Origin of the sequence: Leifsonia sp. AK011 (assembly GCF_013410945.1) — a bacterium.
Classification (GTDB): Bacteria; Actinomycetota; Actinomycetes; order Actinomycetales; family Microbacteriaceae; genus Rhodoglobus.
Map to the genome: position 1 here is coordinate 2,948,892 of NZ_JACCCH010000001.1, position 24,518 is coordinate 2,973,409.

The following is a 24,518-nucleotide window of genomic DNA, read 5'->3' on the forward strand; positions in this document are numbered from 1 at the left end:
GGGCAACTCAGGAATGTTGGATGGGCTGTCAATCTGCCTCGCAGGCATCAATTACGCGCCCGATTCCACAGGAATTGCGCCGTACAACACCGCCATGGCCGAGGCACTTCGTGATGCGGGTGCCGACGTTCACGTCGTGACTGGCATCCCCCACTATCCGGAATGGCGGGTGAAGGACGAGCATTACCTCAAGGGGTCTCGCTGGGATGAGGTGATCGAGGGCGTCAAGGTGACCCGACTCAGGCACCACGTGCCACCGAGATCGAATCTCGCCGGACGCGCTCGAATGGAAGCGAGCTTCCTGGCTCGGGCCATGACTACTATCCGCCGCGACAGGTCGGACGTCGTCATTGCAGTGACGCCCTCGATGTCGGCGCTCGGGGCCGGGGTTTACGGCAAGAAAGGCAGACCGCTCGGTGTCTTGGTCCAGGACCTCACGGGAAACGCCGCCGGCGAGTCAGGCACAACGGGGAGGGGCGCCTCCCGATGGATTGCAGGCTACGAGTACTCACTGGTGCGGAGCGCTGATCTAGTTGGGGTGATTACCCCTCAGTTCGGCTCAGTCCTCGCTGCAAACGGAATTGAACCCGAGCGAGTCGTCGAGATTCCGAACTTTACCCACATCACCCCTTCCGCTTCGACGAAAAGTAGCGCTCGGCGGGAGCTCGGTTGGCCTGAAGACCAATTCCTCGTTGTTCACACGGGGAACATGGGCATGAAACAGGGGCTCGACTCCGTCATCGAAGCAGCTGGAATCTCTGCCAAGAACAATCTAGGTGTCACCTTCGTCCTCGTCGGCGATGGCAATCAGCGTGCCGACTTAGAAGCGCGGGCGGGGGATCTGTCGACCCTTCGTTTCGTGGATCCGCTCGGCGCGAAGGAGTACCCGCTAGCACTCGCCGCAGCGGACGCCCTTCTACTCAACGAGAGGCCTGGGGTGAGGGAGATGTCGTTGCCAAGCAAACTCACTTCTTACACGAGCGCGACTCGGCCCATAATCGCCGCTACCGAACCCGGAGGCATCACGCACTCAGTCGTTACCTCAGATCGCGCTGCGATAGTTATCGCGCCCGGCGATCCCTTCGCGCTTACCGAGGCGGCACTCGCTCTTTCGACTGACGCGCCCCGTGCGGCTATATTTGCGGCAAGCGCTCGGGCCATGCACGAGTCTCGTTACGCACCGACGCAAGCCAAGGCGCGATATGTTGCTTTTGCGAAGAGGCTGGGGGGTCTAGCGTGACACGCAATCTTGCGGGCTTCAGTGGCGCCGGTTACGACAAGGGGCGAGGATTTCTGTGGCAAGCCCTTTGGGTCGCTACCTCCTCGCTGGCGTTCGAACGGAGCTGGTGTCCGTCTGTGATTCGAGTCGCTCTCTTGCGAGCATTCGGCGCCACCGTAGGACGAGGAGTCTTGATTCGCCAGCACGTTAGAGTGCACTGGCCTTGGAAACTGAAGATCTCGGACAACGTCTGGATCGGGGTGGACGCATGGTTGCTAAACCTGGAGCCCATCTCGATCGGCTCAAACGTGTGCATCTCGCAGGATGCATTTCTTTGCACCGGCAGCCACGACAGCATGTCTGTCACGTTCGAGTTTGACAATGCTCCGATCGTGGTCGAAGACGGCGCGTGGATAGCTGCGCGCGCGACCATCTTGCGCGGTGTCACGATTGGAGCCGGCGCCGTCGTTGGAGCTACAGCACTGGTTGTCAAGTCAGTTCCCGCCGGCGCGAAGGTACTGGCACCTCCAGCAAGTGTCCGCTGAGAAGCTCCACGACTAGCTCACGAATCAAAGGATGTAGCGTGCAGAAAATTCCACTCACGGTCGTCGTTCTGACCAAGAACGAAGAGGCGGGCATTGCGAAAACCCTCGGGAACCTTCGAGAGTTTGAACAGGTTGTCGTCGTTGATTCGAACAGCGATGATCGCACCGTCGAGCTAGCGAACGAGGCCGGAGTAGAGGTGGTGAATTTCACCTGGAACGGTGAATACCCAAAGAAGAAGCAATGGGCTATCGAGAACTGTAAACCTCGGCACAATTGGATTCTCTTGCTCGACGCGGATGAGTATCCCTCCGCGGAACTCGTCGACGAGCTTCGAACTCTGTCACCCAACCTTTCTGCTTCAAGAAACGCCGCTTTCGACATCCATCTGAGCTATCGATTCGCCGGCAAATTCCTCAAGTTCGGCCATCGGGTAACCAAGAGGTCACTCTTGAATCCAGGCCGCAGCGCTTTCCCGGTAGTCGATGACCTCGGCGCTAGCGGAATACGTGAGGTCGAGGGCCACTATCAGCCGGTAGCTGAGGGGCCCCTTGGGTCACTTCGCGGTCGTCTGCTTCACGACGACCAAGATCCTGTGAGCAGCTGGTTCGAACGCCACAACCGCTATTCCGATTGGGAAGCCCACCTCCGTCTCAACGAGGAAGCGCGACGAGACATCGCATCGAAGCGCACGGCGAAGGGAGCATTCTTTGATCGGGTGCCCTTCAAACCTTTGGTTTTCTTCCTCTATTCGTACTTTGGGAGACTCGGGTTTTTGGACGGTCGCGCCGGCTTTGATTACACGGTGGCACTTTCCATGTACTACTGGCAGATCGGCGTGAAGGTTCGTGAGAAGCGGCGCAGCGTTGAATAGAGACAGCAAGATCCTGCAACTCGCGAATAGCCTTGGCGCAGCTGACGGAGGACCGGCCCGGAATGCCTTCGAACTGAATCAGGCACTCAACGCCATACCCGGTATCAGCGTCCAGCTGGTCTCGATGAATGGGGAGCTGGGATTGGTCCATGACCACATTCGCTCCAATCTCGCTATCCAGGATCCGAGACCACTAGGAATGGGTTCTTCTGGCGCCAGCCACGACTCGGTGAGTTTCTGGCATCTGGTCAGTCGCCTTCGCAATGCGGATTCGCTAATTGTCCACGGGTACTTCCTGTGGTGGGTACCCATCTTCGTGGGCATCGCGCGCTTGTTTCGTGTCCGCGTCGCGCTGATGCCACACGGTTCTCTGACATCCCATCAGCAGAAGTTCTCGCGTCGGAAGAAAGCGGCGTTTGAATTGCTGGCAGGTTGGTGGATGCGTCGCTCGGTCTGGGTTTTCGCTACCGGGTCAGAGATCGAAGCCCATGAGCTTCGCGAGAGATTTCCACGCGTAAGCGCGAGAGTGACGGGGGTGGGGACGCGGATACCCAGCACGCCTTCGTTGTCTCCGATTGGGGACCCGATCTCACTACTGACGATGTCACGACTTGCTCCGAAGAAACGAGTTGATCTCTGCATCGCAGCTGCTGGCGTTCTACTATCGCGAGGCGTTCGGGTTCAACTCGACATCGCCGGCGACGGCGACTCTCACGTAGTCGATGCGCTGCATGATCAGGTCATCGAGCTGGGTATCACGGAACACGTGCGATTTCTGGGTCTCGTTACGGGCGAAGAGAAAGAAATGGCGTTCACAAAGGCGGACGTCTTTCTGCTGCCAAGCGAAGACGAGAACTTTGGGATCGGGGTGGCGGAGGCTGCGGCCCACGGAGTTCCCGTCGTGTCGTCAGCAGCTGTAGCTGCGGCATCGATGCTAAGTGTGGAGAGTCGCGAACTTGTTTCCTCACTTTCAGCGACAGCCCTCGCGAACTCGATCGAACTAGTCGCGAATGACTATGGCGGTCGCCGGCAGGCTGTCCGCAACGACGCTATTCGGCTCTTCAGCTGGGAAGCAGTGGCTTCACGCTGGATGGACGCCCTCCAATCTCCTCGCTGAAGCCAACGGAACACTTGACAACGCCAAGACTACGAAAGGACGGCAGTATGACGACTCTCGTTTACGTGAGCACTTCGCATCCGTCGTACTCCGAGACATTCGTTACTTCGGAAATAAAGGAGATGCGACGACTCGGTTACAACGTCTACTCCTATTCCCTTCGGGTGCCCCCCGTAGATCTAGAACCCGCTGCGCCGCACATAGGTCGGCCGGTTCGAACGTGGGGGTTGGCACCCTGGGTGATTGTCGCCGCCGTCGTCTATCCGTTCAGCAGGAAGTCCCGGGTTTCGTTGTCTAGTCCAGCCCGCACGCTCTTTGGGCTGGCCCACGGGCTTCGGCTCCGTTGGCTGATCCAGAAGCTGGGATCACAGGATGTCCTAGTTCACGCGCACTTTTTGGCGCGTCCGGCTGAAGTGGCGAGGATCGCCACGCTCCACCGAGGGCGTGCGATGGTCACCGTGCACGCGGCAGACGCGCAGGTAAGCGAAGGCGAGCGAACGGCCGAATTCTTGAGCCACTTCGCTTTATTCCGTTGCGCTAGCAGAGCCATCGAAGCAGCGCTACTAGAACACCATCCAGACCTACCAACTTTGTGGGTTCCGTGCGTAGTTGACCTCCCCGCCCCTGGGTCTTCCCCCACACCTCCTCTTGGCCGGAACGTCGTTACGGTCGCGCGCCTCATTGACACGAAAGGCTTCGCAGAAATGATGAGCGTGATGAGCCTGGTGTCGGAACAGATGCAAGGCGTCCGATGGACCATAGTGGGCGGTGGTCCGCTCTTGCCCGATATCGCAGCTTGGGCTAAAGCCACCCCGAATCTCGATGTCCATCTCCTTGGCGCCCTCCCACATTCATCGACGTTGGACACCCTTCAAAAGGCCGATGCATTTCTCCTCCTTCCAAAAACCGTGATCGACGAGAGAACCGGCAAGTGGAAAGGAGACGGGCTTCCAGTAGCGATCTTGGAAGCTATGTGGCTAAGAGTTCCGGTTATAGTCACCCCGGTGGGTGGAATTCCGGAACTGGTCAACGAAGCAACCGGGCACCTGGTGGACAGCGATCAGATCGATTCGATAGTCGCACTACTAACACGCGTACTCACGAGTGGCGATGACGCGAGTCGGCTGTCCTCAGGGCAGGACGCTATCAAGAGGGATTATCTCCCACAGACGACATCAGCTCGACTCTCGGATGGGATCGAATCGGTGATGTCGCAGTTCGATGCGTCAGCGACAAGTTGATGAGCGCGAAGGAAAGCACGTCACCTAGGCCGGACCGGCAATTATCGTTCCTCCATGCAAGCAACGTCGCGCACTATGGCCACGTGATAGCCGCGGCATCGCGGCACTTCGACCCGGTGTCCCTGGTGACACGTTTCGAGGTCACTCCCAACCAAGTGTCTTCCCTGCGGCGGCTCGGAATACCTCGGCGCTTCGTGGATCTCGTGAAACGCCGAATGGTGGATGACAGGATAGGCCTTTCGGGACGGCGGCACTCGTTCGGTCTTTCACAGTTTTTACTTCCCGCAATTGCCCGAACGCCTTGGAGTCATGGGCCGCGGGATATCCGATTCGTGACGAGTCAGTATGCGCGGCGTGTAGCGCGCATATCACCTCGCGCCGACGTGTTTCATTTTATCGAGGGCCTCGGGTACAGATCGCTACGACAGACCGATTTCGCGCTCAGCATATGTGAGCGGAGGAATTTCCATCACGCTGTCTACGAGAGTCCCCTCGAACCTAATCTCGACTTCCCAGAGAACGCAGTACCCGATCCCATTGGGGCGATTCTCGAGGAGGAGTACAGCCGAGCAGACCGAATCTTGGTCTACTCGGAGGTGGCGCGCGAGTCGTTCCTAAGCCGAGGATTTGATCCATTGAAAGTCTCGGTCGCACCGATCGGGCTTGGCAGTCAGTTACCGCAGACCGCGCGTAGACGTGATCCCCATTTGTTCCTGTACGTCGGCAGGGGCAACATTTTCAAGGGCATCGACGTCGCAGTCGCAGCTATCACCTCTCTTGGGCAGCCCTATCGACTGGTCGTCGCCGGGCCCGCTTCTGCGGAAGTACAACGGTGGTTGCGACAGTTTCCGAATGTGGCATATCGGGGAATTCTCGGCCGAGAGGCGCTACGTGAGCTCTATTCAACGGCCAGCGCCCTTTTATCCCCCTCAGTGGAGTCCTTCGGTCTCGCTGCCTGGGAAGGCATCGGACACGGGCTTCGGTTGATAGCGAGCGACACTATGGGCGCGACAGAGTACATTCCAGCGCACCTTAGGACTGTGTTAGTCGGGCGGGACGTGCAAGCTTGGTGCGAGGCCGTTCTGGCGAATGACTCTTCCATCGATGACGAGACTCGGCGACGCGACGGACTTGCGGCAGTAAACGCCATGTCTTGGGAACGGGCATCGTCCGCGCTCGATTCGATCTATACCGATCCCCAGATTGGACAATGACTTGAATATCACAGTCTTCAGCCACAAATTCCACCCGGATCTGGGCGGCATCGAGACGATGTCTGCGTTGCTTGCGAAGGATTTTGCCGCGAGAGGAAACTCCGTAACTCTTGTCACGCATTCGGTAATTGGGGAGTCCGATCCCTCGCCCGACAGCGAGCGAACCTACGAAGTTCTGAGAAGACCCTCAGCCTCGGCCTTGATGCGCGCAGTCCGGAATAGCGATGTTGTCTTTCACAACAACATCTGTCTCCAGTTCGCTTGGCCTTTGGCGCTGTATAGGCGCCCCTGGGTGATCGCGGTGCGAACGTGGATCCGCCGGAACGACGGATCCCTTTCCGTTCGTGACCGCGTCAAGCACCTGCTCCTGAAGACCGCCCGAGTAATCTCAATCAGCCCAGCTATTGCAGACCACCTACGCACGCAATCCGTGGTGATCCCGAACGCCTATCGCGACGGTGTGTTTCGGATCACTCAAGGTGTCGAGCGAACTCGAGGAAGCTTGGTGTTTGTGGGCAGGCTTGTGCCGAGTAAAGGCGCCTCAGTCCTCCTCCGCGCCATCGGAAGGTTGGCAATTGAGGGCCTACGCATCCCCGTGACCATCGTCGGCTCAGGACCCGAGGAGCAGAGCCTTCGCACTCTTGCCAAGGACTTGGGAATCGAGAGTATCGTCGAGTTCTCCGGCCCTCGCACAGCGCCTGAGTTGGTAGAAATCCTGAATCGCCACGACATTATGGTGGTTCCCTCGGTGTGGGATGAGCCGTTCGGAATCGTCGCACTCGAGGGCATGGCCTGTGGCTGTGTGCCCATAGTTTCGGAAGGGGGCGGACTAGGAGGTGCAGTCGGAGATGCGGGAGTAACTGTGCGGAACGGAGACGAAGCCGACTTATCGGATGCAATTCGTCGGCTTGTCCACGACGACGAGGAAATGAGTCGGCTACGTGGCCTAGCGCCCGGCCACCTCTTGAAGCACACGGCCGCGACGATGGCCGATAGCTACTTCGAGGAGATCTCCAAGGCAGTACGCGCATGAGCATGCCCCCCTCTAGTCCAGCTCGAACATGACGCAGCCTCGCTCGAGCGCTTGGCTGAAGCTACTAAGTCGCTTCGTCTCGGTCCAGATCCTCGTGCAGGTTCTCGGCTTCATCACGGGCCTGCTCGTGGTTCGCACCCTGGACAAGCCCTCCTACGCACAGTACGCGGCTATTGCAGCAATCATCGCGTCGATGATTCTGGTATCCGATGGGGGTGTTTCGTCGACCCTACTTTCAGTAGGCTCGCGGGTTTTCCGATCGAAGGATCGAATCGCCGCTCTTTTCACGACGGCGGGAAGGTATCGCGCCTGGATTGGCGCTGGAGTTTCGCTCCTCTCGGCACCACTCCTGATCTTCATCTTGATTAGGAACGGAGCCACTGTCGGGGACTCGTTAGTGTATGCGGCGATAGCCGTTGCGTCATTCTGGCCCACAGTCGCAAAGGGGATCTCGCAGAACTACTTGCGACTCGCAGGTGCGGCGGTGAGGATCCAGATCTACTCGCTCGTCGCCGCAGTCGCACGAGTGGTGTTGGTCCTTGCACTCAGCTCTCTTGGTTTCGACACCCTGCTGCCGTACCTACTGGTCAGTGTGGTCGCCGCAGTCATTGAGATGTTGTTGGTGCGACGATACTTCCGATCGCAAGTCCCCGCATCTGGCGTCTACAGTCCACACTTGGCGTCGATGATCGGTGCAAACCTGAAGCACACGATGCCTTCGACACTGCTGGTGGTGGCCCAGGGTCAAGTACTGTTCCTGCTTTTATCCATCCTCGGAACTCCTGACACATTGGCCGAAGTGGCAGCTCTGTCCAGGTTTGCTCTTGTGTTCGTTCTGTTGAACGCAGCCGTTACCGATATCGGGTCCGGCATAGCCGCCCGCGCGGCCCCAACTCGGCACCGGCTACTGAGGGTGCTAGCCGCAATCGTGGGGTCATACCTCGTGCTCGCAGCGCTCTTCGTCCTCGCAGCTTGGATACTCTCGCCCCAATTGATCTGGCTCCTCGGGCCTCAGTATTCAGGTCTCGAAACGCAACTAGTGATTATCGCCGCGGGCTCGGCGCTAATAAACCTCGCTGTGGCCCTTCGCACATTCAACTACTCGCGCGGGTGGGTGCAGCTTTCGTGGTTGCTTCTGCCTCTGATGGTGGGATGGGTAGCCCTCGGAGTCTTCGTCTTCGACCTGGATACATCTACGGGGGCAGCTCTCTTCATGGCGACTCAGGGGATTGCTACCCTCACCACTCAGGTCGCTTGCGCCTTGGCGGGCTATCGGAAACTGCGCGCTTAGCATCGCGGGAGGGCTATGACACTAGGTTGAGTTGAATTGCAGGTGCGGGTCTAACAGCATCTGCTGCCTGGCCGGTAATCCCGCTGCGCCCAATCGACACAAGTTTTTGGACTCATCCTTGCTAGTGCCGGCGGACGTCCATTGACAGCTCCTTTGGCTCGGGGTCGACGCCCCAAGTTGAGACTGAGCTCCTGTCGGTCGACATCGATATGAGAATGGCGCAGCATATCCCGAACAGTCCCTGAGTAGTCGGCAAGGACGTTATAGAGCCGAAAGCCAGCGTCATAAGGAGTACGGTCATCGTGCCGACCTGCACGGGGTGCAACTGGCCGACTCGAGCAATCATCGTCGCAAGTATTGCAATCGCGAGTATGAGCCTTGCGAAAACGAGAATGTAGCCGAGCAGCCCAAGCTCTACCACCCAACGCACGTAGTCGTCCTCAACCCACGGCACAGCCGACCCCAGGTTTATGCCAAACGCGCTGTGGGCGCCAGCACCCTCGCCGAGCAAACGCGGCTGCTCGGCGAGTGCCCCAAAAGTCTGCACCAGAATGCGCTGCAGGGGATCTTCAGATCGCGAGGCGTTCTCGAAACGAGTACCAAAGGCCACAAGCACTTGAGTAAGAGTGATGTTCACGAACGTCCACCCAGCGAGGAGTAGAGCTCCGACTCCTAGTGTGCGACTGAAAGAAGCACGTCGACCAGCGAACACCTGCTGAAGGAGGATCGCTATGATGACGATCGCAGCGTTGAGGATTGCCCCGCGCGAACCACCCAATGCGATTGCCAGAAAACAGGAGAAAAGGGCGACCACGGCACCCGCCAGCCGCTTACCTCGTTCCCCTGACATGACGACGCCGAGGGATATGGCGAGGGCTAAAGTGACAAATGTAGTCAGCCCGAGAGCCGAGCTGAACGTGCCTGCGGCTCGCACGATTCCGCCGGACGTAGTGAAGGTGGCCTCGGTACCGCCCACTTGAGCGTTGATATAGCTGGAGGTGGGAGTTAAGACCTGCACCACCACGATCGCGGCTTGGATTGGCGCGTAGATGATCAGAATCCAGGTGGCGCGACTCCAGAAGTCCGCGAGTTGGTTCCTCCAAACGACGTAAATCAAGAGTAGCGGCGCGATGTAGTTGCGTAGGCCTGCGATAGCAACGATGGGGTCGAGTATCTCGACCATCACCTGAACTCCAACGAACATGCCGAAAGCCCAGACTGCGGTCCAGAAAATAGTCCCCTTGGCCCGCCCCTCTTTCGCGGGGTATTGCATCGCGACGAGCAACAAACAGACAACTAATAGGCCATCACGAGCGACGTAAAAAACATCGTCGAGGCCAGGAACCCACTTGCGGAATGCGCCTTCAAGGACCCATAAATGGACATAGAGAAGGCTTACATTGGTGAGAATCTGGGAGCGCCGATCCCGCGAATTACCTCGGGTTTCTTGAGGCCCACGAGGCAGTACCCTTCGGATGGCGGGGTCGCCTTTGCCCTCCGCCGCGACGGTGGAACCACGTACTTCTGGGAGGGGCCGCATTCGAATTAATACGCCTTCTCGCTGGCTAGCGCCGCTCCCGCGGTTCGACGGCGGATAAGCAAATCGCCCATGCTTGCCCAGTTCTTTGCGTTATTAAGATCGAGCCGATCAGTGTCTTTCCACGAGACATTGGAGCGCTCACTGATGCCGGTGCCGTCTTCGGTCGTGAAGGACAAGGCACCGTCTTCTAAATCGCCCGCGGACTCAGACCAAACGGCCTGCCTCTCCAGTATTCTCATAGCCCCCACCTTCAGAGTTGCGCTCCCCACAGTCACGAGGAGCGGCCCCATTGGTGACAGTACACGCGGCATGCTCCGATCTCGTGTGCTTTCCATTATCCAGACTGAACAATTCACGCAGATTTCGCGCTCTGTCCGCGGCTCGCGGCGCGCGTCTGTATATGAGGGTCTTGATTCCTCCCGCTCATATAAGCTGCAGAATGTCCGGGGGAAGTTCAGTTATCTGCGGAGTTGGCGTCCACTCGCGGACCTGGACGCAATTCCGTTCTAAACGGGGGGCGGCGCACTTGAGCCATGGCTGCGACATTCAGTTGCTTGATCGATCGCGGGGGCACTTCTGGATGACCGAGTGTCTTGGTCGATCGCCGCGTAGATGCGCCAGGAGCTGCTGCATCGCGAACCCTCGGTGTGGAAAATTCGAACGCAAGCGCGTCGTGCTGTGGGGCAAAGGATGAAGCACGTCCCTGCGCTCGACGGGGTACGAGGAATGGCGATTCTCTTCGTCCTCGGAGCACACGCTTCGGCGTCGAGGTTGGAGTTTGCCGGTCCGACAGGGGTCACGGTCTTCTTCGTCCTCTCCGGGTATCTCATTACGAGTCTGCTTCTCATGGAAGATGCGCAAACCGGCCAGATCCGACTGCTGCCTTTCTACGCCCGACGGGCGCTCCGCCTTTATCCTGCTCTGCTCTTGGCGGTCACGGGAGCTTGGGTCCTTTACGCGGCCACAGGCCAAGCGGAAATCGAGAACTACTGGCTCGACGCCGTTCCGACTCTTCTGTACCTTCGAGATTTTATGATGGCGATGGGGTCCAGCGGATTCCTGTTTGATCACACCTGGTCTCTGGCGGTTGAAGAACAGTTCTACCTAGTTTGGCCGGTGGCACTTATAGCGCTGATCGCGCTTAGCGCCCGACGGGTCCCCCTGATTGCGAGCGTCACCATAGTTGCCGGTTTAGCATTGGCGTGGCGAGTCGTCTCGATGTTTCTCTACGGTCCGGAGCGTGTGTATTTCGCTCCTGATACGAACGCCTTCGCCCTCCTGGCAGGTTGCTCACTCGCAACGGTGTTGTACGGGAGGCTTCAAGGTCGCGGGTCCACCATCCTTGCGCTCGCTTCCACCGCGGCGCTTGCCGGAATACCAGTGCTCGTCGGCTTTCTGACGTCAAACTCTTGGGTAGCACGCAACTGGATTACTCTGATCACGGTTTGTCTTGCAATCGTTCTCTTGACGGCTGCCCCGGGCACGAGTTTTCTTGAATCGAGGATTTTGAGATGGTTCGGCCAGATCTCCTACGGCCTGTACCTATGGCACATCGTGTTTCTGAACCTGAGGATCGACGGGGAGCCGCTGCGAGGGTGGCAACGCGGCGCCGCACTGGGCGCTGCGATCCTCGTGGCTTGGCTGTCGTTCAGGTACTTCGAGCGCCCCATCCTTCGCCTTAAGTCGCGCTTCTCCGCACCTCGGCCAGTCTCCTTGGACGAAGGCTTAGGTGCGGATCCGAAAAGCTAGTAGGCGCCGTCTCTTGCGACGACTGCTCTCGCGGTGCGCCACAGAATTAGCAAGTCACCAGTAATCGACCAGTTTTCGACGTAGTACAGGTCGAGGCGCACGCTGTCCTCCCACGAGAGGTTCGACCGCCCGCTCACCTGCCACAGTCCGGTGATACCGGGCTTCACCAGGAAGCGGCGATGCACGTGGTTCTCGTAGATCGCAACCTCGCGCTCGAGCGGCGGGCGCGGACCCACTAGCGACATGCTGCCACCGAAGACATTGAAGAGTTGAGGTAGTTCGTCGAGGCTGTAGCGACGGAGAACGCGCCCGATCGGGGTTACGCGCGGGTCATCCTTCATTTTGAAGAGCACGGAGTTGCCTTCTGTCCGCTGCTGTTCTTGGAGTTCCGCCAGGCGAGCTTCGGCGTCGATGACCATGGAGCGGAACTTCAGCATCTCAAAGTGCTTTCCGTTCAACCCAACGCGCTCCTGTCGGAACAACACCGGTCCCGGAGTGCTGAGGCGCACGATGAGCGTGATCGCGATGAGCACGGGCGATAGCAGGATGATGAGCGCGCTCGAGGAGATCACGTCGAATGCGCGCTTTCCGAAACGAGTAAGCCCTTCGTATCGCGGCGTCTCGACGTGAATGAGCGGGAGTCCGGCAACTGGTCGCATGTGGATGCGCGGGCCACCGATATCGGTGAGGCTCGGGGCCACGACGAGGTGCTGGCGACCGGGCTCCAGCGACCAGCTGAGCTCGCGGATGCGCTGTGGTGGCAACTCGTCACTGCTCGTCACCACTACTGTGTCCGCACCCGTCGCCGCCAGCGCCTTGTGGAGTTGCTCGAGGTTGGTCGATACAGGGACGTCACTATCGGGGAGGTAGCCGGCAATTTCCGAGCCCGGCGTGCACGCGCCAACAACGAGGTAGCCAGCCTGCGGCTGGCGTCTTAAGTCGTCGGCGATCGCGACAACGCTCGCTCTTGACCCGACTAGCAACACCCGCGAGGTGTAGCGTCCGCGTCGCCGCTGGGCGGCAAGCCACTTACGCCAAGCGAGGCGCGATAGCAGGAGCGCCAGGAGGCCCACGGGCAGCGCGAAGATGAAGTAGCCGCGGGAGAGCTCCAGCTGGGCAAAGAACGTGATTACTCCGACGATCGCCAGGAGGAGTAGCGAGGCATCGACAATGCGCTTGTATTCGTTGGAACCAGCGCCGATGACGCGACTGTCACGAGTGCCGTACATTGCGAGCACTGCGACCCAGCCGAGCACGAGCACACCAGAGATGACCCACGATTGGATCATCCAGGCCTGGCTCGGGTGATCGATCCCGAACCAGACAAACTGGGTCCCGAGTACAACGGCAATTACGACGATGAGATCGGTGAGCGCGAGCTGCACGGCGTACTGACGCGTCCATTCACGCGCTGTAGTACTGCCTGGCTCAAACGTCACGGTCGCATCGCCTTCATGAGTCGCAGGGCGATCGAGCCCCTCGCCCGGCGTCCCTGTGGCCCCAACGCTGCGGCTGGTGTCGATCATATCGACCGGCATGGCCACGCTGTCCATTCGTGGCATACCAAACGAGGCGAATTCATGGTGGTGCTCCCTGATAGCTGCGGCGCCGTCGAAGAGCCGACTGGCACACCCAACCCCGAAGCACGGTGTCCCCCCGGCCAATACGGCCACGCTAGCCAGCGACCGAAGCATGCGCAAGCATCGCCATGCCCCCGAACTGGGGTGCTCTCGGCGCCTGAAGCAGACAAGTCGTTCTGACAGGCTGTTTGAGTGCCCCAACGGGGCGACTTCCCGAATTGTCGTTTCCGTGTTTCCAGTGAGCACACCTCTCCACCCCACGCACACACCCAGCCGGCGTAGCTTGTTCGGCCAGTCAAGAGGGAAAAATGGCACGATCACACCACGGCGATGCCGACAAATATCTGCAGCGACAACGAACCATGCGCACGGTGGGAATTGTTGCCGTAGTGCTCGTAGGTCTGGCCACGGTCGCGCTCGTCGTACTTGCGTTGACCTCTGGGCCGAGCTAGTTCGGCGGTGGCCCGCGGACTCACACCCCTCTAGTGTTTGACCATGGCGGGCGGTGGTGATGATGCACGCGAGCCTCAATGGCCCAGGGTCGACCTCCCTGTTTCGGTGGGAGCGATCGTTGCCGCAGTAGCTCTTTCTCTGCTCTGGGTCGAGACGGGGCGCGGAAACGTCGACCCGACATTCGCGGCACTTGTCAGCTATCTGCTCTTCTGGATCCCGCTCCTCTCGGCCGTTCTCGTCGTTCGCGTTCGACGATGGGGCGGTAGTCATCCCATCGCGTGGCGGGTGAGCCTTCTTGACGTTCTTCTGGGCCTCGGAATGGGATTTCTGCTGCGCACTCTGGCGGCGCTCATCGAGTTCGCGATCCGCGGCACCATCGTCGCGCCGAGCTTCATCGCCCCCACCGGAGCAAGCGTTGCCATCGTGGTGTCTTGGGTCGTGATCGCAGTGATCGCGCCACTCCTGATCGCGCCCATCGTTGAAGAGCTCTTCTTTCGAGGAACACTCCTCATGGCGCTGAAACGGCCGGGCAAAGGTACCGAAGCATCCGTCGCAGCGGTGTTTCTTGCAGCCCTGATGTTCGCGCTGCCCCACGCGATCGGCGTCAACAACGTGCGCGACGGCTTGGTCGCTTTCACGAGTGCCACGGTGTTGGGGCTCGGGGCAGGCGGTCTCGCACTTGCCACGGGACGAATCGGTGCACCGATCATCGCTCACGTCACTTTCAATGCCGGGCTACTTCTCTTGCTGGTGGTGTAGGTCTCACTGCGCTTGACTCTGATTGAATGACTGGATGACTGACAGGGGGCCAGCTCATCAACCCGGGCTTGCGCGCCACACCGTGCGGAGGACGACCGGCGGTCGGCGCAAGAAGCGGACGTGGCCCTGGATCATCGTCGGTGTCCTGGCGGTAGTCGTCGCAATCGGTGGGTGGGTTGGCATACGCGGATACCTGGCCAAGGGCGAGCTAGAAGCCGCCGTTCCTCTCGCCAGTCGCATCCAGCAACAGGTCATCGACGGCGACACCGAAGGAGCGGCTGCAACGCTGGCGACCTTCCAGCAGCATTCTGCCTCCGCCCGATCATTGACGAGCGACTTCGTCTGGAGAGCAACGGAATTTGTTCCCTGGGCGGGCTCGAATCTTCGCGTGGTGCGCGAGCTCACTGAGGTGGTCGATGATCTCGCACAGGATGGGGTCGGGCCTCTCACGGAACTCGCCGGAAAGCTCAACCCCGGCGACTTTAGGCCGGTAGATCACACGATCGCTCTCCAGCCCCTGATCGACGCCGCACCCACCGTGCGGGTAGCCGCGAATGCAATTGAGCGCGCGCAGGTTAAAGCTCATGGCATCCGGCGAGACGACGTGATCGGCAGCCTTCGCGATGCCGCCGATCTACTCCAAAAGTCTATTGACGAGGTTGCTGCAGCTGCAGCGACCTTGGATAACTCGCTCGAGCTCCTACCGACGATGCTCGGCGCGGAGGGGCCTCGGAATTACCTAGTGCTCTTTCAGAACCCGGCAGAACTCCGATCAGGCGGAGGCGTAGTTGGTGCGCTAGCTCTGATATCGGCGAGCAATGGGCGCCTCGAACTAGTGCAACAAACGCCAGGCGCGAACTTCTTCAAGTCGGGCGCGACCCCTATTGAAGTGCCCGAGGACACTAGAAGTTTGTACGGAGCAATCGTCGGTGAGTACATTCTCGACGTGACTCTAACGCCGCACTTCCCTTTGTCGGGCTCGCTCGCGCGCGAGATGTGGGCCGACGAGTACGGCACTGAGGTGGACGGTGTAATTGCCGTGGATCCCATCGCTTTGTCCTATTTGCTGGAGGCCACCGGCCCGATCGAGATTGCGGGCGGCCTAAGCCTCAACTCGGATAACGCGGCTCAAACTCTCTTGAATGACGTCTACTGGAAATATCCAGATCCCGTCGACCAAGATGCCTTTTTTGCATCGGCAACCTCAGCCGTTTTCGAAGCGGTGGTCGGGGGTGGAGCAGACCCGACGCAGATGATCGAAGCCTTCGCCCGGGGCGGAGCCGAGCGTCGGATCTTGATGTGGTTCCCCGACGCTACACAGGAGAGAACGCTCGAGGGAACCACGCTAGCGGGAGGGCTTCCCCACAGCGACGACGAAACGACAAGACTCGGCTTGTACTTCAACGACGGCACCGGTTCGAAGATGGACTGGTATCTCGAGCGCACGATCTCGGTGGGAGACGCCGTCTGCCGAAACGATGGGCGACGTGCCGTGCAAGTAGACGTCACCCTGACCAATACAAGCCCAGCGGATGGCTCGCTTCCTACCCACATCACCGGTGGAGGCTCCTTCGGAACAACACCCGGCAATATCAAGACAGTGCTCGCGTTGTACGCACCCCCTGGCTCGATTAATCAGGGCACCCAGGAGAGGGGTGCGGATGGCTCATTCACAGAGATTGGCGCCCACCAGGCGAAGGACAGCAAGTACATCGTGAGTCAGTTGTCCGTCGAGTTGGCGCCCCAAGAGTCACGCACGGTTCGATACACCATGCTGCTCAAGCCGTCCGCGGGGGACAAAATAGTGATCGTTCCTACACCCGGTATTTACCTACCTGTAACAGAGCAACACTCGCTAACTTGCTGAGAATTCGCCTATAGTGGTTGGTGGGTAAGCAGTACTTAAGTCGTCTCGACGGTGCGACGAATCAAAAAAACCGTTCTGGGGGTTTTAACAATGTTTAAGAAAGCTCTGGCAATTGCCGCGCTTGTAACCGCAGCAGTCTTCGCAATGCCTGCAGCCGCGAATGCGGACTACGTACCTGAATCCAACATCATCGTCACCGGGTCGTTCGTACCGGGTGGTGTTGTGACGGTTACATTCACCGACGGATCCTTCTTCCCGGGTGAGCCGGTCACGTTCACCATCACCGGCGAACCGACACCGTCGCTCGCTGCCCTGGGCAGCCAGATGGGCACGCTCGAGACCACCGGCACGGCTGACGCAGCCGGTGCGGTCGCAGTGCAGTTCGTGCTTCCGTCGAACGCGCAGGGCACCTACACGGTCACGGCCGTGGGTGAGGTGTCAGGCAACATCGGCAGCGCCGCGATCACGGTAACGCCGGCAGACTCCGGCGGAACGACCGGCCCCGGTGGGCTCGTGAACACGGGATCGGAGCTCTCCGCACTCGTGATCTGGGGGGCCATCGGCGCACTCCTGGTTGGCACGGCGCTCGTCATGGCGCTCCAGGTCCGCCGCAACCGCGCACACACGCACGCGTAATACTTCGCACCAAGTGAAGCGGGCCATCCCTCCGGGGGTGGCCCGCTTCATGTGTTAACCGCTGGTGGTTTTGTACCCCCACAACGGGGCTCTGCCTGAGGTTTTTTCGATGTGAAAGTATGGACGCGGCGTCGCGTCTTACCCGCTCTGTCGCGCGCCAAAGGGGACTGATGGCACGCCGTGGGCGTTATGAAGAAGCAGACAAATACCTGGCGCGAAAGCGTCGTCAGCGAGTATGGGGCCTGGTGGCCATCATCCTCGTTGGCACAGCAACAGCGCTACTTGTGGCGTACGCATTGGTGGGCAGCCCATAGCCCGCAGACGCAGAGCTGGTAAGCAGCGATTCTGAGAAGCGCGGGCGTACTCCCCCTTCGGGCCCGAGGGTGCCCGCACTTCCCGGCACTGGGGGCGGATGCCACACGGGCATCGCGCCACCGGCTGGGGGCAAGTGACGCGATGCACCTTTGTGTTTCTTTTCGCGAGCAGTATCTGGCTGCTCACGTCCGCATGAATAGCCTCGCCTGGACGCGCTCTCAACGGGGGTGAGGCCAGGGTGAACTTCACCGGGCGCGTGTACCCCATTCGGGGGTCATAATGGGTTGATCAGTGAGAACGCGCCGAGCGGTTACGATCAAGCGAGCGGCTCAACGACCTTGGGGAGGTTTGCGTGCCACACCGCAACGTTGACGGCATCGCGTTCGTGCCCCGATTGCCCTCGCTGCTCGTCGCTCGCGAAGAGCTCGTGGCACGCGTGGAGCGCGAGTCCGGGCATCCGCTGCTCATCGTTCGCGGCGCCGCCGGCAGCGGCAAGTCGACCCTGTTAGCTCTCTGGGCGCAGCAGCACCATCGACGCGGCGTGTGGATCGCGCTCGATCGATCGGCGGCCGATCGACTGACCTTCTGGCGGCAGGTCATCGACGGGATGCTTGACGCCGAACTGGTGCCCACTGAGTCCCTCCTGCGGGGCATCGACACATCACCCGAGGTCGAGCCGCGGCTTCGGGCGCTGCTGCAGCGGGGGTTCTCTGCCCTACCCGAGCCCGTCACCCTCGTGCTCGACGACTTTCACGAGGCACCGGATGCCGTGGCCGACGACGTGCACTGGCTGCTGCGCAGTGACGCACCCGTGCGGTTCGTGCTCGCCACGCGCAGGGTGGGCGCCCTCGAAGAGCCGGACGCCATGGCCAGGGTCGATACCGGCGTGATGCTGCCCGCCGATCTCGCCCTCGGCGCAAGCGAAGTCACCGCCCTCGCCGAGCTCTTCACGATGCCGGATGCCGCTGCCGAGATCACCCGCGAGTTCGCTGGCTGGGCGCTCCCCACCCGGGCGACCCTTCTCCAACTGCGGGACGGAACAGCAGCCACCGTCGAGGACGCGATCGCCCGTGTGCACGGGGTGGGCGATACCTTCGTCGTCGACCTTCTCGACGACTCCGGGTACGCGCAGTTCCTGCTGCGCATCTCCGTGGCGCGTCGAGTGACGAGGGCTTTCGCCGTCGAGGTCGGAGGCACCGAGGCCGATGACCACCTCGCCCGCGCCGAACGCGACGGACTCGGAACCTGGTCGGATGGCGCGGGTGCCTCCGAATTCATGCTGCACCCCTACCTTCGCGCCCGCCTGGAGGAGCAGCTTCTCGCGCGCCGACCGGGCGAGGTCGCCGAGGTGCGACGGGCGTACGCGCGGGAGCTCGAGCAGCGACGGGACCTCATGGAGATGGCTAGGCAGTACGCCGCCATCAACGATGGGGAGGCGCTCACTCGCCACCTGCGCCGCTACTACGCCGAACTGATCTTTCCGCCCGGGGTGTTCGCCGGGATACTCGCGACCGTCGACGAGGGCGAGCTGAGGCGGCATCCCGAACTGCTCGCGATCCAGTTCCTCGATTCGTACGCCCGCGGACGCGTGGGTCTGCCGGCGCTCGCTCGCATGGTGAGCCTCGCCACCGCGGTGACCTTCGCGCGCCTCGGCCGCGGCAAACCCATCGATCGGGTCAGCCTGCTGCTTGTGCTGCTCGCCGCCCAGCGCGTGAGCGGGCACTTCGACCAGGCGCTCAAGACCGCCGACAAACTCGTGACCGCGTTCGGGCTCCTCAGCGACGACGACAGGGACGCCCTGCGGGGGCTGCTCCCCCGCGCCTGGGTGCAGGTGGCCACGACCTACATCTACAACGAGCAGCCCCGCCGCGCAGAGGAGGCGTTGGCGGCAGCCCTGGACTTCGGGCATGACCGCATCACCCCACGCGCACGGCTGCACGCCGAGAGCCTGCAGGATCTCATCATCGCCATGCGCGGCGACATCACGACGCTCGCGCCCCGGCTCGACGCGGCCGCCGAGCGCGAACGACCGGCGGAGTGGCGAGGCTCGTTCTCGGCTGCCGGCTACCACCTCGCCGAGGCGTATCGGGCGCTCGAGGGCTTCGACGGTGCTGCTGCCCGGGAGCAGCTCGACCTCCTCGCCGAACACGAGGCGACCATCGAGCACTGGCCGCTCATCGCGCGCGTGCGTGCCCTCGCGGCACTCGTCGAGGGTCGCCCCTACGTCGGACTCCAGGCGCTCGCGGAGAACATCGATGCCCACGCCGACCGACCGCCCACGAGCTCCTCGATGATGGCGCTGCTCACCACCTCCCGCGCCGAGCTGCTCCTCGCGGACCGCCAGCCCCACCGGGCAGCGGAGGTACTCGCGCCGCTGCGTCGAGTTGCGGCAGCCCAGATCGTGCGAGCGCGCGTGGAGCTTGCGCTCGGCAACACCGACCACGCGCTCGGTCTCGCGGCGCCGCTCGCCTGGTCGAGCGAGAACCTGCCGCGCGCCAAGGCTGAGGCCCTGCTTGTTGTTGCCGTGGCATCCCACCGCCTCGGGCAGGCGACGGATGCCAAGGCCGCCGTCGAACGCGCGATGGCACTCATGACCCGCTACGGCCTTCGGCGGCCCTGGCTCGCGGTGCCGCGGCACGACGTCGTCGCGGTGCTGGAGGCCTCGGGCATCCCTCACCAGGAGCTGCTCGACGGGGTGCCAGACCCCTCCCCCGCCCCGACCAGGGACTGGTCGCTAACAGCGACCGAACTGCGCGTGCTCGCTCTGCTGCAGACGACCGGCCGCATCGACGAGCTCGCTGCGGAACTGGGTGTGTCGGCCAATACCGTCAAGAGCCACCTGCGGCAGATCTACCGCAAGCTCGAGGTCGGGTCGCGGTCGGAGGCGCTCGGGGTTGCTGGCCTACACGGGCTGCTCACCGAGCCCGACGATCGGGTCTCGCGCACGCGCGCAGGCTAGCGGCTGCGTGGTCTAGCGCTGCCCGCGGATCGCGAACACGGTGCCCGTCGCCACAACCATGATGAGCGCACTCGCGACGAAGAGCGACGCGTAGCCGCCGAGGCTCGAGATCACCACGGCGGCGAGCAGTGGCGCCACCGCCTGGCCGACATTGGTGCCCAGGTTGAAGACGCCGAGACCCCTCGCGGCACCCCGGGTGGGGTCGGGCAGCACGTCGCTCGCCAGCGCAGTTCCGCACGCCACAGCGAGGCCGAAGCCGACACCGAGCGCGGCCCCCAGGGCGAAGATGCCACCCACCGTCGGCGCCGCGAACACCACAACATCGACGACCGCCACGAGGGCGCACGCCGCGATGAGGAACGGCTTGCGCCGACCCAGGATGTCACTGGCCCACCCGCCGATCACCACGGCAAGCACCACGCCCACCCCGCCGACCACCGTCACGAGCCCGATGAGGCCGGGAGCGGCCTCCGCCGTCACCCCGACGTGGTCGGTGAGCAGGTAGAGCAGGAAGCTCTGCACCACCCCGTACCCGACCGTGAAGAGCACCCGCCACACGAGTACCCACGCGAAGTCGGGATGCCGCCGCGGACTGACCCAGAAGGCGCGAAGAAACGCCCCCAACGCGAACGGCTCCGGTGCCTCCTGCGCGACAGGCTGCCTCTCGCGGAACACCACCACGAACAGCGCGACACCCAGCAGCACGGCTGCGGCGAACAGCACGTAGCCCTGCGCAATCGAGGAGCCGAGCATCCCGGCCACCACAGCACCGACCGCACCACCCGCGATCGCGGAGATACCGAAGACGCCGGCCACCCTGCCGCGCCTCTCCGAGGGGAACGCATCCACGAGGTAGACCGAGGAGGCGATATCGGTGCCGTTGAGGGCGAACTGCGCCACCGCCCACAGCACGACAAGCAGCGCGATCGACTGCACTCCGCCCATCGCGACAAGCGCGGCAGAACCGACGACCGCCCCCGCCACCATCCACGGGATGCGACGCCCCCACCGCGACCGCGTGCGATCACTCAACGCACCGAACAGGGGCTGTGCGAGCGCCGTCGCCGCGAACGAGACCGACGTGATCAGCGCCAGCGACGCGACCTTGTCGTCCGGTGCGATACCCGCCACCTGCAGGGGCAACAGCACCGACAGCACGCCGTTGTACGCGGCGAAGAGCGCGACCGTGACGAGGGCGAGGCCTACGAGCAGGCCCCACCCGCGCGTGGGTGCCGGGGAGTGGTTCAGGCGTTGACCGTGAGGTCGGCCGCAACCAGCTCGGCAATCTGCACCGCGTTGAGCGCTGCGCCCTTGCGGAGGTTGTCGTTGCTGATGAACATGGCGAGCCCACGGTTGTTCGGAACACCCTCATCCTGACGCAGGCGACCCACGAAGCTCGGGTTCTTGCCGGCGGCCTCGAGAGGCGTCGGGACGTCCGTGAGCACGACGCCCGGGGCATCCTTCAGCAGCTCCTTGGCGCGCTCGACCGTCAGCGGGTTCGCGAACTCGGCGTTGATCGCCAGCGAGTGACCGGTGAACACGGGCACACGCACGCACAGCCCGCTCACGAGCAGCTCGGGCAGCTCGAGGATCTTGCGGGACTCGTTGCGGAGCTTCTTCTCCTCGTCGGTCTCGAAGAGGCCATCGTCGACGAAGCTGCCAGCCTGCGGGATCACATCGAACGCGATCGTCTTCGGGAATGCGGCAGGGGCCGGGAAGTCGACGGATGATCCGTCGTGCACGAGCTCGATGGCATCCTGTTCGACGGCCGCCTTCACCTGGGCGAGAAGCTCCTCGCCGCCCTTGAGGCCGGCACCGGAGACCGCCTGGTAGGTGTTGACGATGAGGCGCTCGAGGCCGGCCTCACCATCGAGCACCTTGAGGATCGGCATGGCCGCCATCGTGGTGCAGTTGGGGTTGGCGATGATGCCCTTGGTCGCCTGCTTGATGGCGTGCGGGTTGACCTCGCTGACCACCAGGGGAACGTCCGGGTCCATGCGCCAGCCCGACGAGTTGTCGATGACCAGCACGCCGGCCTCCGCGAAACGGGGGGCCTGGGCCTTGCTCGTGGTAGCGCCGGCGGAGAAGATGGCGACATCGAGCCCGGTCGGGTCGGCGGTAGCGGCATCCTCGACGACGATCTGCTCGCCCTTCCACGGGAGCGTGGTGCCGGCGCTGCGCGCGGACGCGAAGTAGCGGATCTCGGCGACCGGGAAGTCGCGCTCCTCGAGAAGCTGACGCACGACGGCGCCCACCTGGCCAGTAGCGCCCACGACGCCGATACGGATGCCCTGCTGTGAAGTCATGGGATACATCTTTTCACGGGTGGTGAGAACGTTACGGACAGAGGGCGGTGAGATGCTGCCAGCGTTGGGTGGTGTCTGCTGGTTGAGTAGGCCCGCGAAGCGGCCGTCATCGAAACCTCGCCTACGAACAACATCGGTCACGTGGGTGAGGTTTCGATACGCCGGGCTTCGCCGCGGGTACTCAACCCACAGAAGGGGGGCGGGCTTCGCCGCGGGTACTCAACCCGCTACGAGGGCGTCTTCCACTGGGCGAGGGCGATCGTGAAACCGTGCACCATGCGCTCGAAGCTGCGGTTGACGTCGGCGCTCATCGCGAAGGAGCCCATCGCCTCGAAGGTGACGAAGCCGTGCAGCATCGAGCGGAACGCGCGGATCGCATCGACCGAGTCGTCGCCGTCGAGACCGTAGGCAGCGAGCACGTTCGCGACGGTCTCCACGACGGCGAGTGTGGCTGCCTCGTGCTCGTCGTCGCCCGCGGTCGGCATGAGCTGGGATGCCTCGTAGAGCGCGGGGTTCTCGAGCGCCCAGTCGCGGTAGGCACGTGACATCCCGACCACCGCATCGGCGCCCGACCGGCCAGCCGCGGCGCGCAGCAGGGTGCCGCCGAGGTCATCGAGCGCGAGGATCGCGACCCCGCGACGCAGCTCGGCGATCGAGGCGATGTGCTTGTACAGCGACGGCTGCTTCACGCCCAGGCGGCCCGCGAGGCCCGCGAGCGTGAGCTGCGCGAGGCCGAGCTCGGCGACCATCGCCGCCGCCTCCTCGACCACGCGGTCGCGCGTGAGCCCGACCCTAGGCACTGGTCACCGACGAGAGGAAGCCGATGACGGCGTCGGCCGTGACCTGCGGATGCTGCGACTGCGGGTAGTGGCCGGCCTCCGCCACCATCACGACCTCAGCGCCGAGGGCCTCCCCGATCCACTGGGCCTCCGCGGCGGGATCCTTGAAGTCGGGGTCGCGGTCGCCCATGATGACGAGGGCGGGAGCCGTGACATCCTTCAGGGCGGCCTCGGCCGGGTCGTGGTTGGTCTGGCGCGTGGTGAGCGAGAAGGCACGACCGTAGGCGGGGCGGCGGAGGGACTCGAAGACCGCGGTGCGGTACTCGTCGAAGTCGGTCGGCTTGGTGCCGGCATAGAGGGTGGGCATGTACGACTTCCACACGGGGGCGATCCAGAGCGGCGCCATCATCGCGCGGAACAGCACGAGCATGACGGGGTTCGACGGCGGGTTGCGCACGAACGGGCCAACGAGCACCAGGCCGTCGACGAGCTCGGGGTGGGTCGCGTCCACGATCACGGCGGCGCCCGCGGCGAGCGAGTTGCCGACGATCGTGGCGGGTGCGCCGAGCTTCTCGATGAGGGCGGCGATGTCGCTCGCGGTCTCGGGGTCGCCGTAGGAGCTGAAGGATGTGTCGCTCTCACCGTGACCGCGGAGGTCGGTGGTGGCGACGGTGTAGCCGGCCGCGACGAGCAGCGGCGTGAGGAAGCGGTAGGTGGAGCGCAGCTCGCCCATGCCGGGCACGAGCACGAGGAGCGGGCCGGTGCCCTGCAGGTCGTAGGCGATCCTGCCCTCGGGGCGAGTGAGGAACTGGGTGGGTGGGGTGGTCATGAAGCTATTGTGTATTCCCTTTTGGCTATTGTCAATAGCTTTTGGGGATTCCGGGGGGTTGAGTGGCGCGCTGGAGCTTGGGGCGAAGGTAGGACCGCGCAGCGGCCGTCATCGAAACCTCACCAACGAACAACACCGGTGGCGTGGGTGAGGTTTCGATACGCCGGGCTTCGCCGCGGCTACTCAACCCACAGAAGAAGGGCCGGGCTTCGCC

At 62.4% G+C, this 24,518-nt stretch carries 20 protein-coding genes; 13 read left to right on the forward strand and 7 right to left on the reverse strand.

The features are described from left to right. Nucleotides 1–13: 13 nt before the first annotated feature. The 8 genes from HDC94_RS14205 to HDC94_RS14240 all read left to right on the forward strand — a co-directional run bounded on the left by HDC94_RS14205 (nt 14) and on the right by HDC94_RS14240 (nt 8,532). On the forward strand, nt 14–1,240 hold the full coding sequence (locus HDC94_RS14205) for a glycosyltransferase (protein WP_257021894.1): 1,227 nt from the start codon (nt 14–16) through the stop codon (nt 1,238–1,240). Nucleotides 1,241–1,575: 335 nt separating this feature from the next. Next, on the forward strand, nt 1,576–1,764 hold the full coding sequence (locus tag HDC94_RS14970) for a hypothetical protein (protein WP_257021895.1): 189 nt from the start codon (nt 1,576–1,578) through the stop codon (nt 1,762–1,764). A gap of 38 nt (nt 1,765–1,802) precedes the next feature. After that, nucleotides 1,803–2,636, forward strand: coding sequence for a glycosyltransferase family 2 protein (locus HDC94_RS14215; RefSeq protein ID WP_179498653.1), 834 nt, complete (start codon nt 1,803–1,805; stop codon nt 2,634–2,636). Beyond that, nucleotides 2,611–3,753 carry a glycosyltransferase gene (locus tag HDC94_RS14940; RefSeq protein ID WP_179498655.1) on the forward strand — a complete coding sequence of 381 codons (1,143 nt, stop codon included), beginning with the start codon at nt 2,611–2,613 and terminating at the stop codon, nt 3,751–3,753. Before HDC94_RS14215 ends, HDC94_RS14940 begins: the two co-directional genes overlap by 26 nt. 449 nt (nt 3,754–4,202) lie before the next feature. Next, complete coding sequence (locus HDC94_RS14225; protein ID WP_257021898.1) at nt 4,203–4,994, forward strand: glycosyltransferase family 4 protein; 792 nt, start codon at nt 4,203–4,205, stop codon at nt 4,992–4,994. 215 nt (nt 4,995–5,209) lie between these two features. Then, nucleotides 5,210–6,208 (forward strand): glycosyltransferase, encoded by a 999-nt coding sequence (locus tag HDC94_RS14975; protein ID WP_374757284.1) that lies wholly within the window; start codon nt 5,210–5,212, stop codon nt 6,206–6,208. Nucleotide 6,209: 1 nt separating this feature from the next. Continuing rightward, on the forward strand, nt 6,210–7,241 hold the full coding sequence (locus HDC94_RS14235) for a glycosyltransferase family 4 protein (protein WP_179498661.1): 1,032 nt from the start codon (nt 6,210–6,212) through the stop codon (nt 7,239–7,241). Between the two features lie 28 nt (nt 7,242–7,269). Continuing rightward, the gene (locus HDC94_RS14240) at nt 7,270–8,532 is read left to right on the forward strand and encodes a hypothetical protein (RefSeq protein WP_179498663.1); all 1,263 of its coding nucleotides are present in this window, start codon (nt 7,270–7,272) and stop codon (nt 8,530–8,532) included. 121 nt (nt 8,533–8,653) lie between these two features. Here the strand turns inward: HDC94_RS14240 and HDC94_RS14245 are convergent, their stop codons facing one another. Together HDC94_RS14245 and HDC94_RS14250 are read right to left on the reverse strand one after the other, a co-directional pair. Then, complete coding sequence (locus HDC94_RS14245; RefSeq protein ID WP_179498665.1) at nt 8,654–10,072, reverse strand: O-antigen ligase; 1,419 nt, start codon at nt 10,070–10,072, stop codon at nt 8,654–8,656. 5 nt (nt 10,073–10,077) lie between these two features. Continuing rightward, nucleotides 10,078–10,311 (reverse strand): hypothetical protein, encoded by a 234-nt coding sequence (locus HDC94_RS14250; RefSeq protein ID WP_179498667.1) that lies wholly within the window; start codon nt 10,309–10,311, stop codon nt 10,078–10,080. Nucleotides 10,312–10,762: 451 nt separating this feature from the next. Between HDC94_RS14250 and HDC94_RS14255 the strand changes: the two genes are divergently transcribed. Further along, nucleotides 10,763–11,821 (forward strand): acyltransferase, encoded by a 1,059-nt coding sequence (locus HDC94_RS14255; RefSeq protein WP_257021674.1) that lies wholly within the window; start codon nt 10,763–10,765, stop codon nt 11,819–11,821. Here HDC94_RS14255 and HDC94_RS14945 read toward each other — a convergent pair. Further along, nucleotides 11,818–13,260, reverse strand: coding sequence for a sugar transferase (locus tag HDC94_RS14945; protein WP_308495740.1), 1,443 nt, complete (start codon nt 13,258–13,260; stop codon nt 11,818–11,820). The genes HDC94_RS14255 and HDC94_RS14945 overlap by 4 nt on opposite strands. Before the next feature lie 699 nt (nt 13,261–13,959). Between HDC94_RS14945 and HDC94_RS14265 the strand changes: the two genes are divergently transcribed. From HDC94_RS14265 to HDC94_RS14280, 4 genes are all read left to right on the forward strand, one after another. Then, on the forward strand, nt 13,960–14,613 hold the full coding sequence (locus HDC94_RS14265) for a CPBP family intramembrane glutamic endopeptidase (RefSeq protein WP_179498673.1): 654 nt from the start codon (nt 13,960–13,962) through the stop codon (nt 14,611–14,613). A 34-nt stretch (nt 14,614–14,647) separates the two neighbouring features. After that, nucleotides 14,648–16,480, forward strand: a complete 1,833-nt coding sequence (locus HDC94_RS14270; RefSeq protein WP_179498675.1) for a DUF4012 domain-containing protein — start codon at nt 14,648–14,650, stop codon at nt 16,478–16,480. A gap of 144 nt (nt 16,481–16,624) precedes the next feature. Next, nucleotides 16,625–17,116 (forward strand): hypothetical protein, encoded by a 492-nt coding sequence (locus HDC94_RS14275; protein ID WP_179498677.1) that lies wholly within the window; start codon nt 16,625–16,627, stop codon nt 17,114–17,116. A 667-nt stretch (nt 17,117–17,783) separates the two neighbouring features. Beyond that, complete coding sequence (locus HDC94_RS14280) at nt 17,784–20,390, forward strand: AAA family ATPase (protein ID WP_179498679.1); 2,607 nt, start codon at nt 17,784–17,786, stop codon at nt 20,388–20,390. Nucleotides 20,391–20,402: 12 nt separating this feature from the next. On the opposite strand, the gene HDC94_RS14285 is transcribed toward HDC94_RS14280, so the two are convergent. The 4 genes from HDC94_RS14285 to HDC94_RS14300 all read right to left on the reverse strand — a co-directional run bounded on the left by HDC94_RS14285 (nt 20,403) and on the right by HDC94_RS14300 (nt 24,304). Further along, on the reverse strand, nt 20,403–21,638 hold the full coding sequence (locus HDC94_RS14285) for an MFS transporter (RefSeq protein ID WP_306457310.1): 1,236 nt from the start codon (nt 21,636–21,638) through the stop codon (nt 20,403–20,405). Further along, nucleotides 21,635–22,696 (reverse strand): aspartate-semialdehyde dehydrogenase, encoded by a 1,062-nt coding sequence (locus HDC94_RS14290; protein WP_179498682.1) that lies wholly within the window; start codon nt 22,694–22,696, stop codon nt 21,635–21,637. The genes HDC94_RS14285 and HDC94_RS14290 overlap by 4 nt, the downstream gene beginning before the upstream one ends. Nucleotides 22,697–22,923: 227 nt before the next feature. Continuing rightward, nucleotides 22,924–23,496 carry a TetR/AcrR family transcriptional regulator gene (locus tag HDC94_RS14830; protein WP_179498684.1) on the reverse strand — a complete coding sequence of 191 codons (573 nt, stop codon included), beginning with the start codon at nt 23,494–23,496 and terminating at the stop codon, nt 22,924–22,926. Then, entirely contained in the window at nt 23,489–24,304 is an 816-nt protein-coding gene (locus tag HDC94_RS14300; RefSeq protein ID WP_179498686.1) for an alpha/beta fold hydrolase, read from the reverse strand. The genes HDC94_RS14830 and HDC94_RS14300 overlap by 8 nt, the downstream gene beginning before the upstream one ends. Nucleotides 24,305–24,518: the final 214 nt, after the last annotated feature.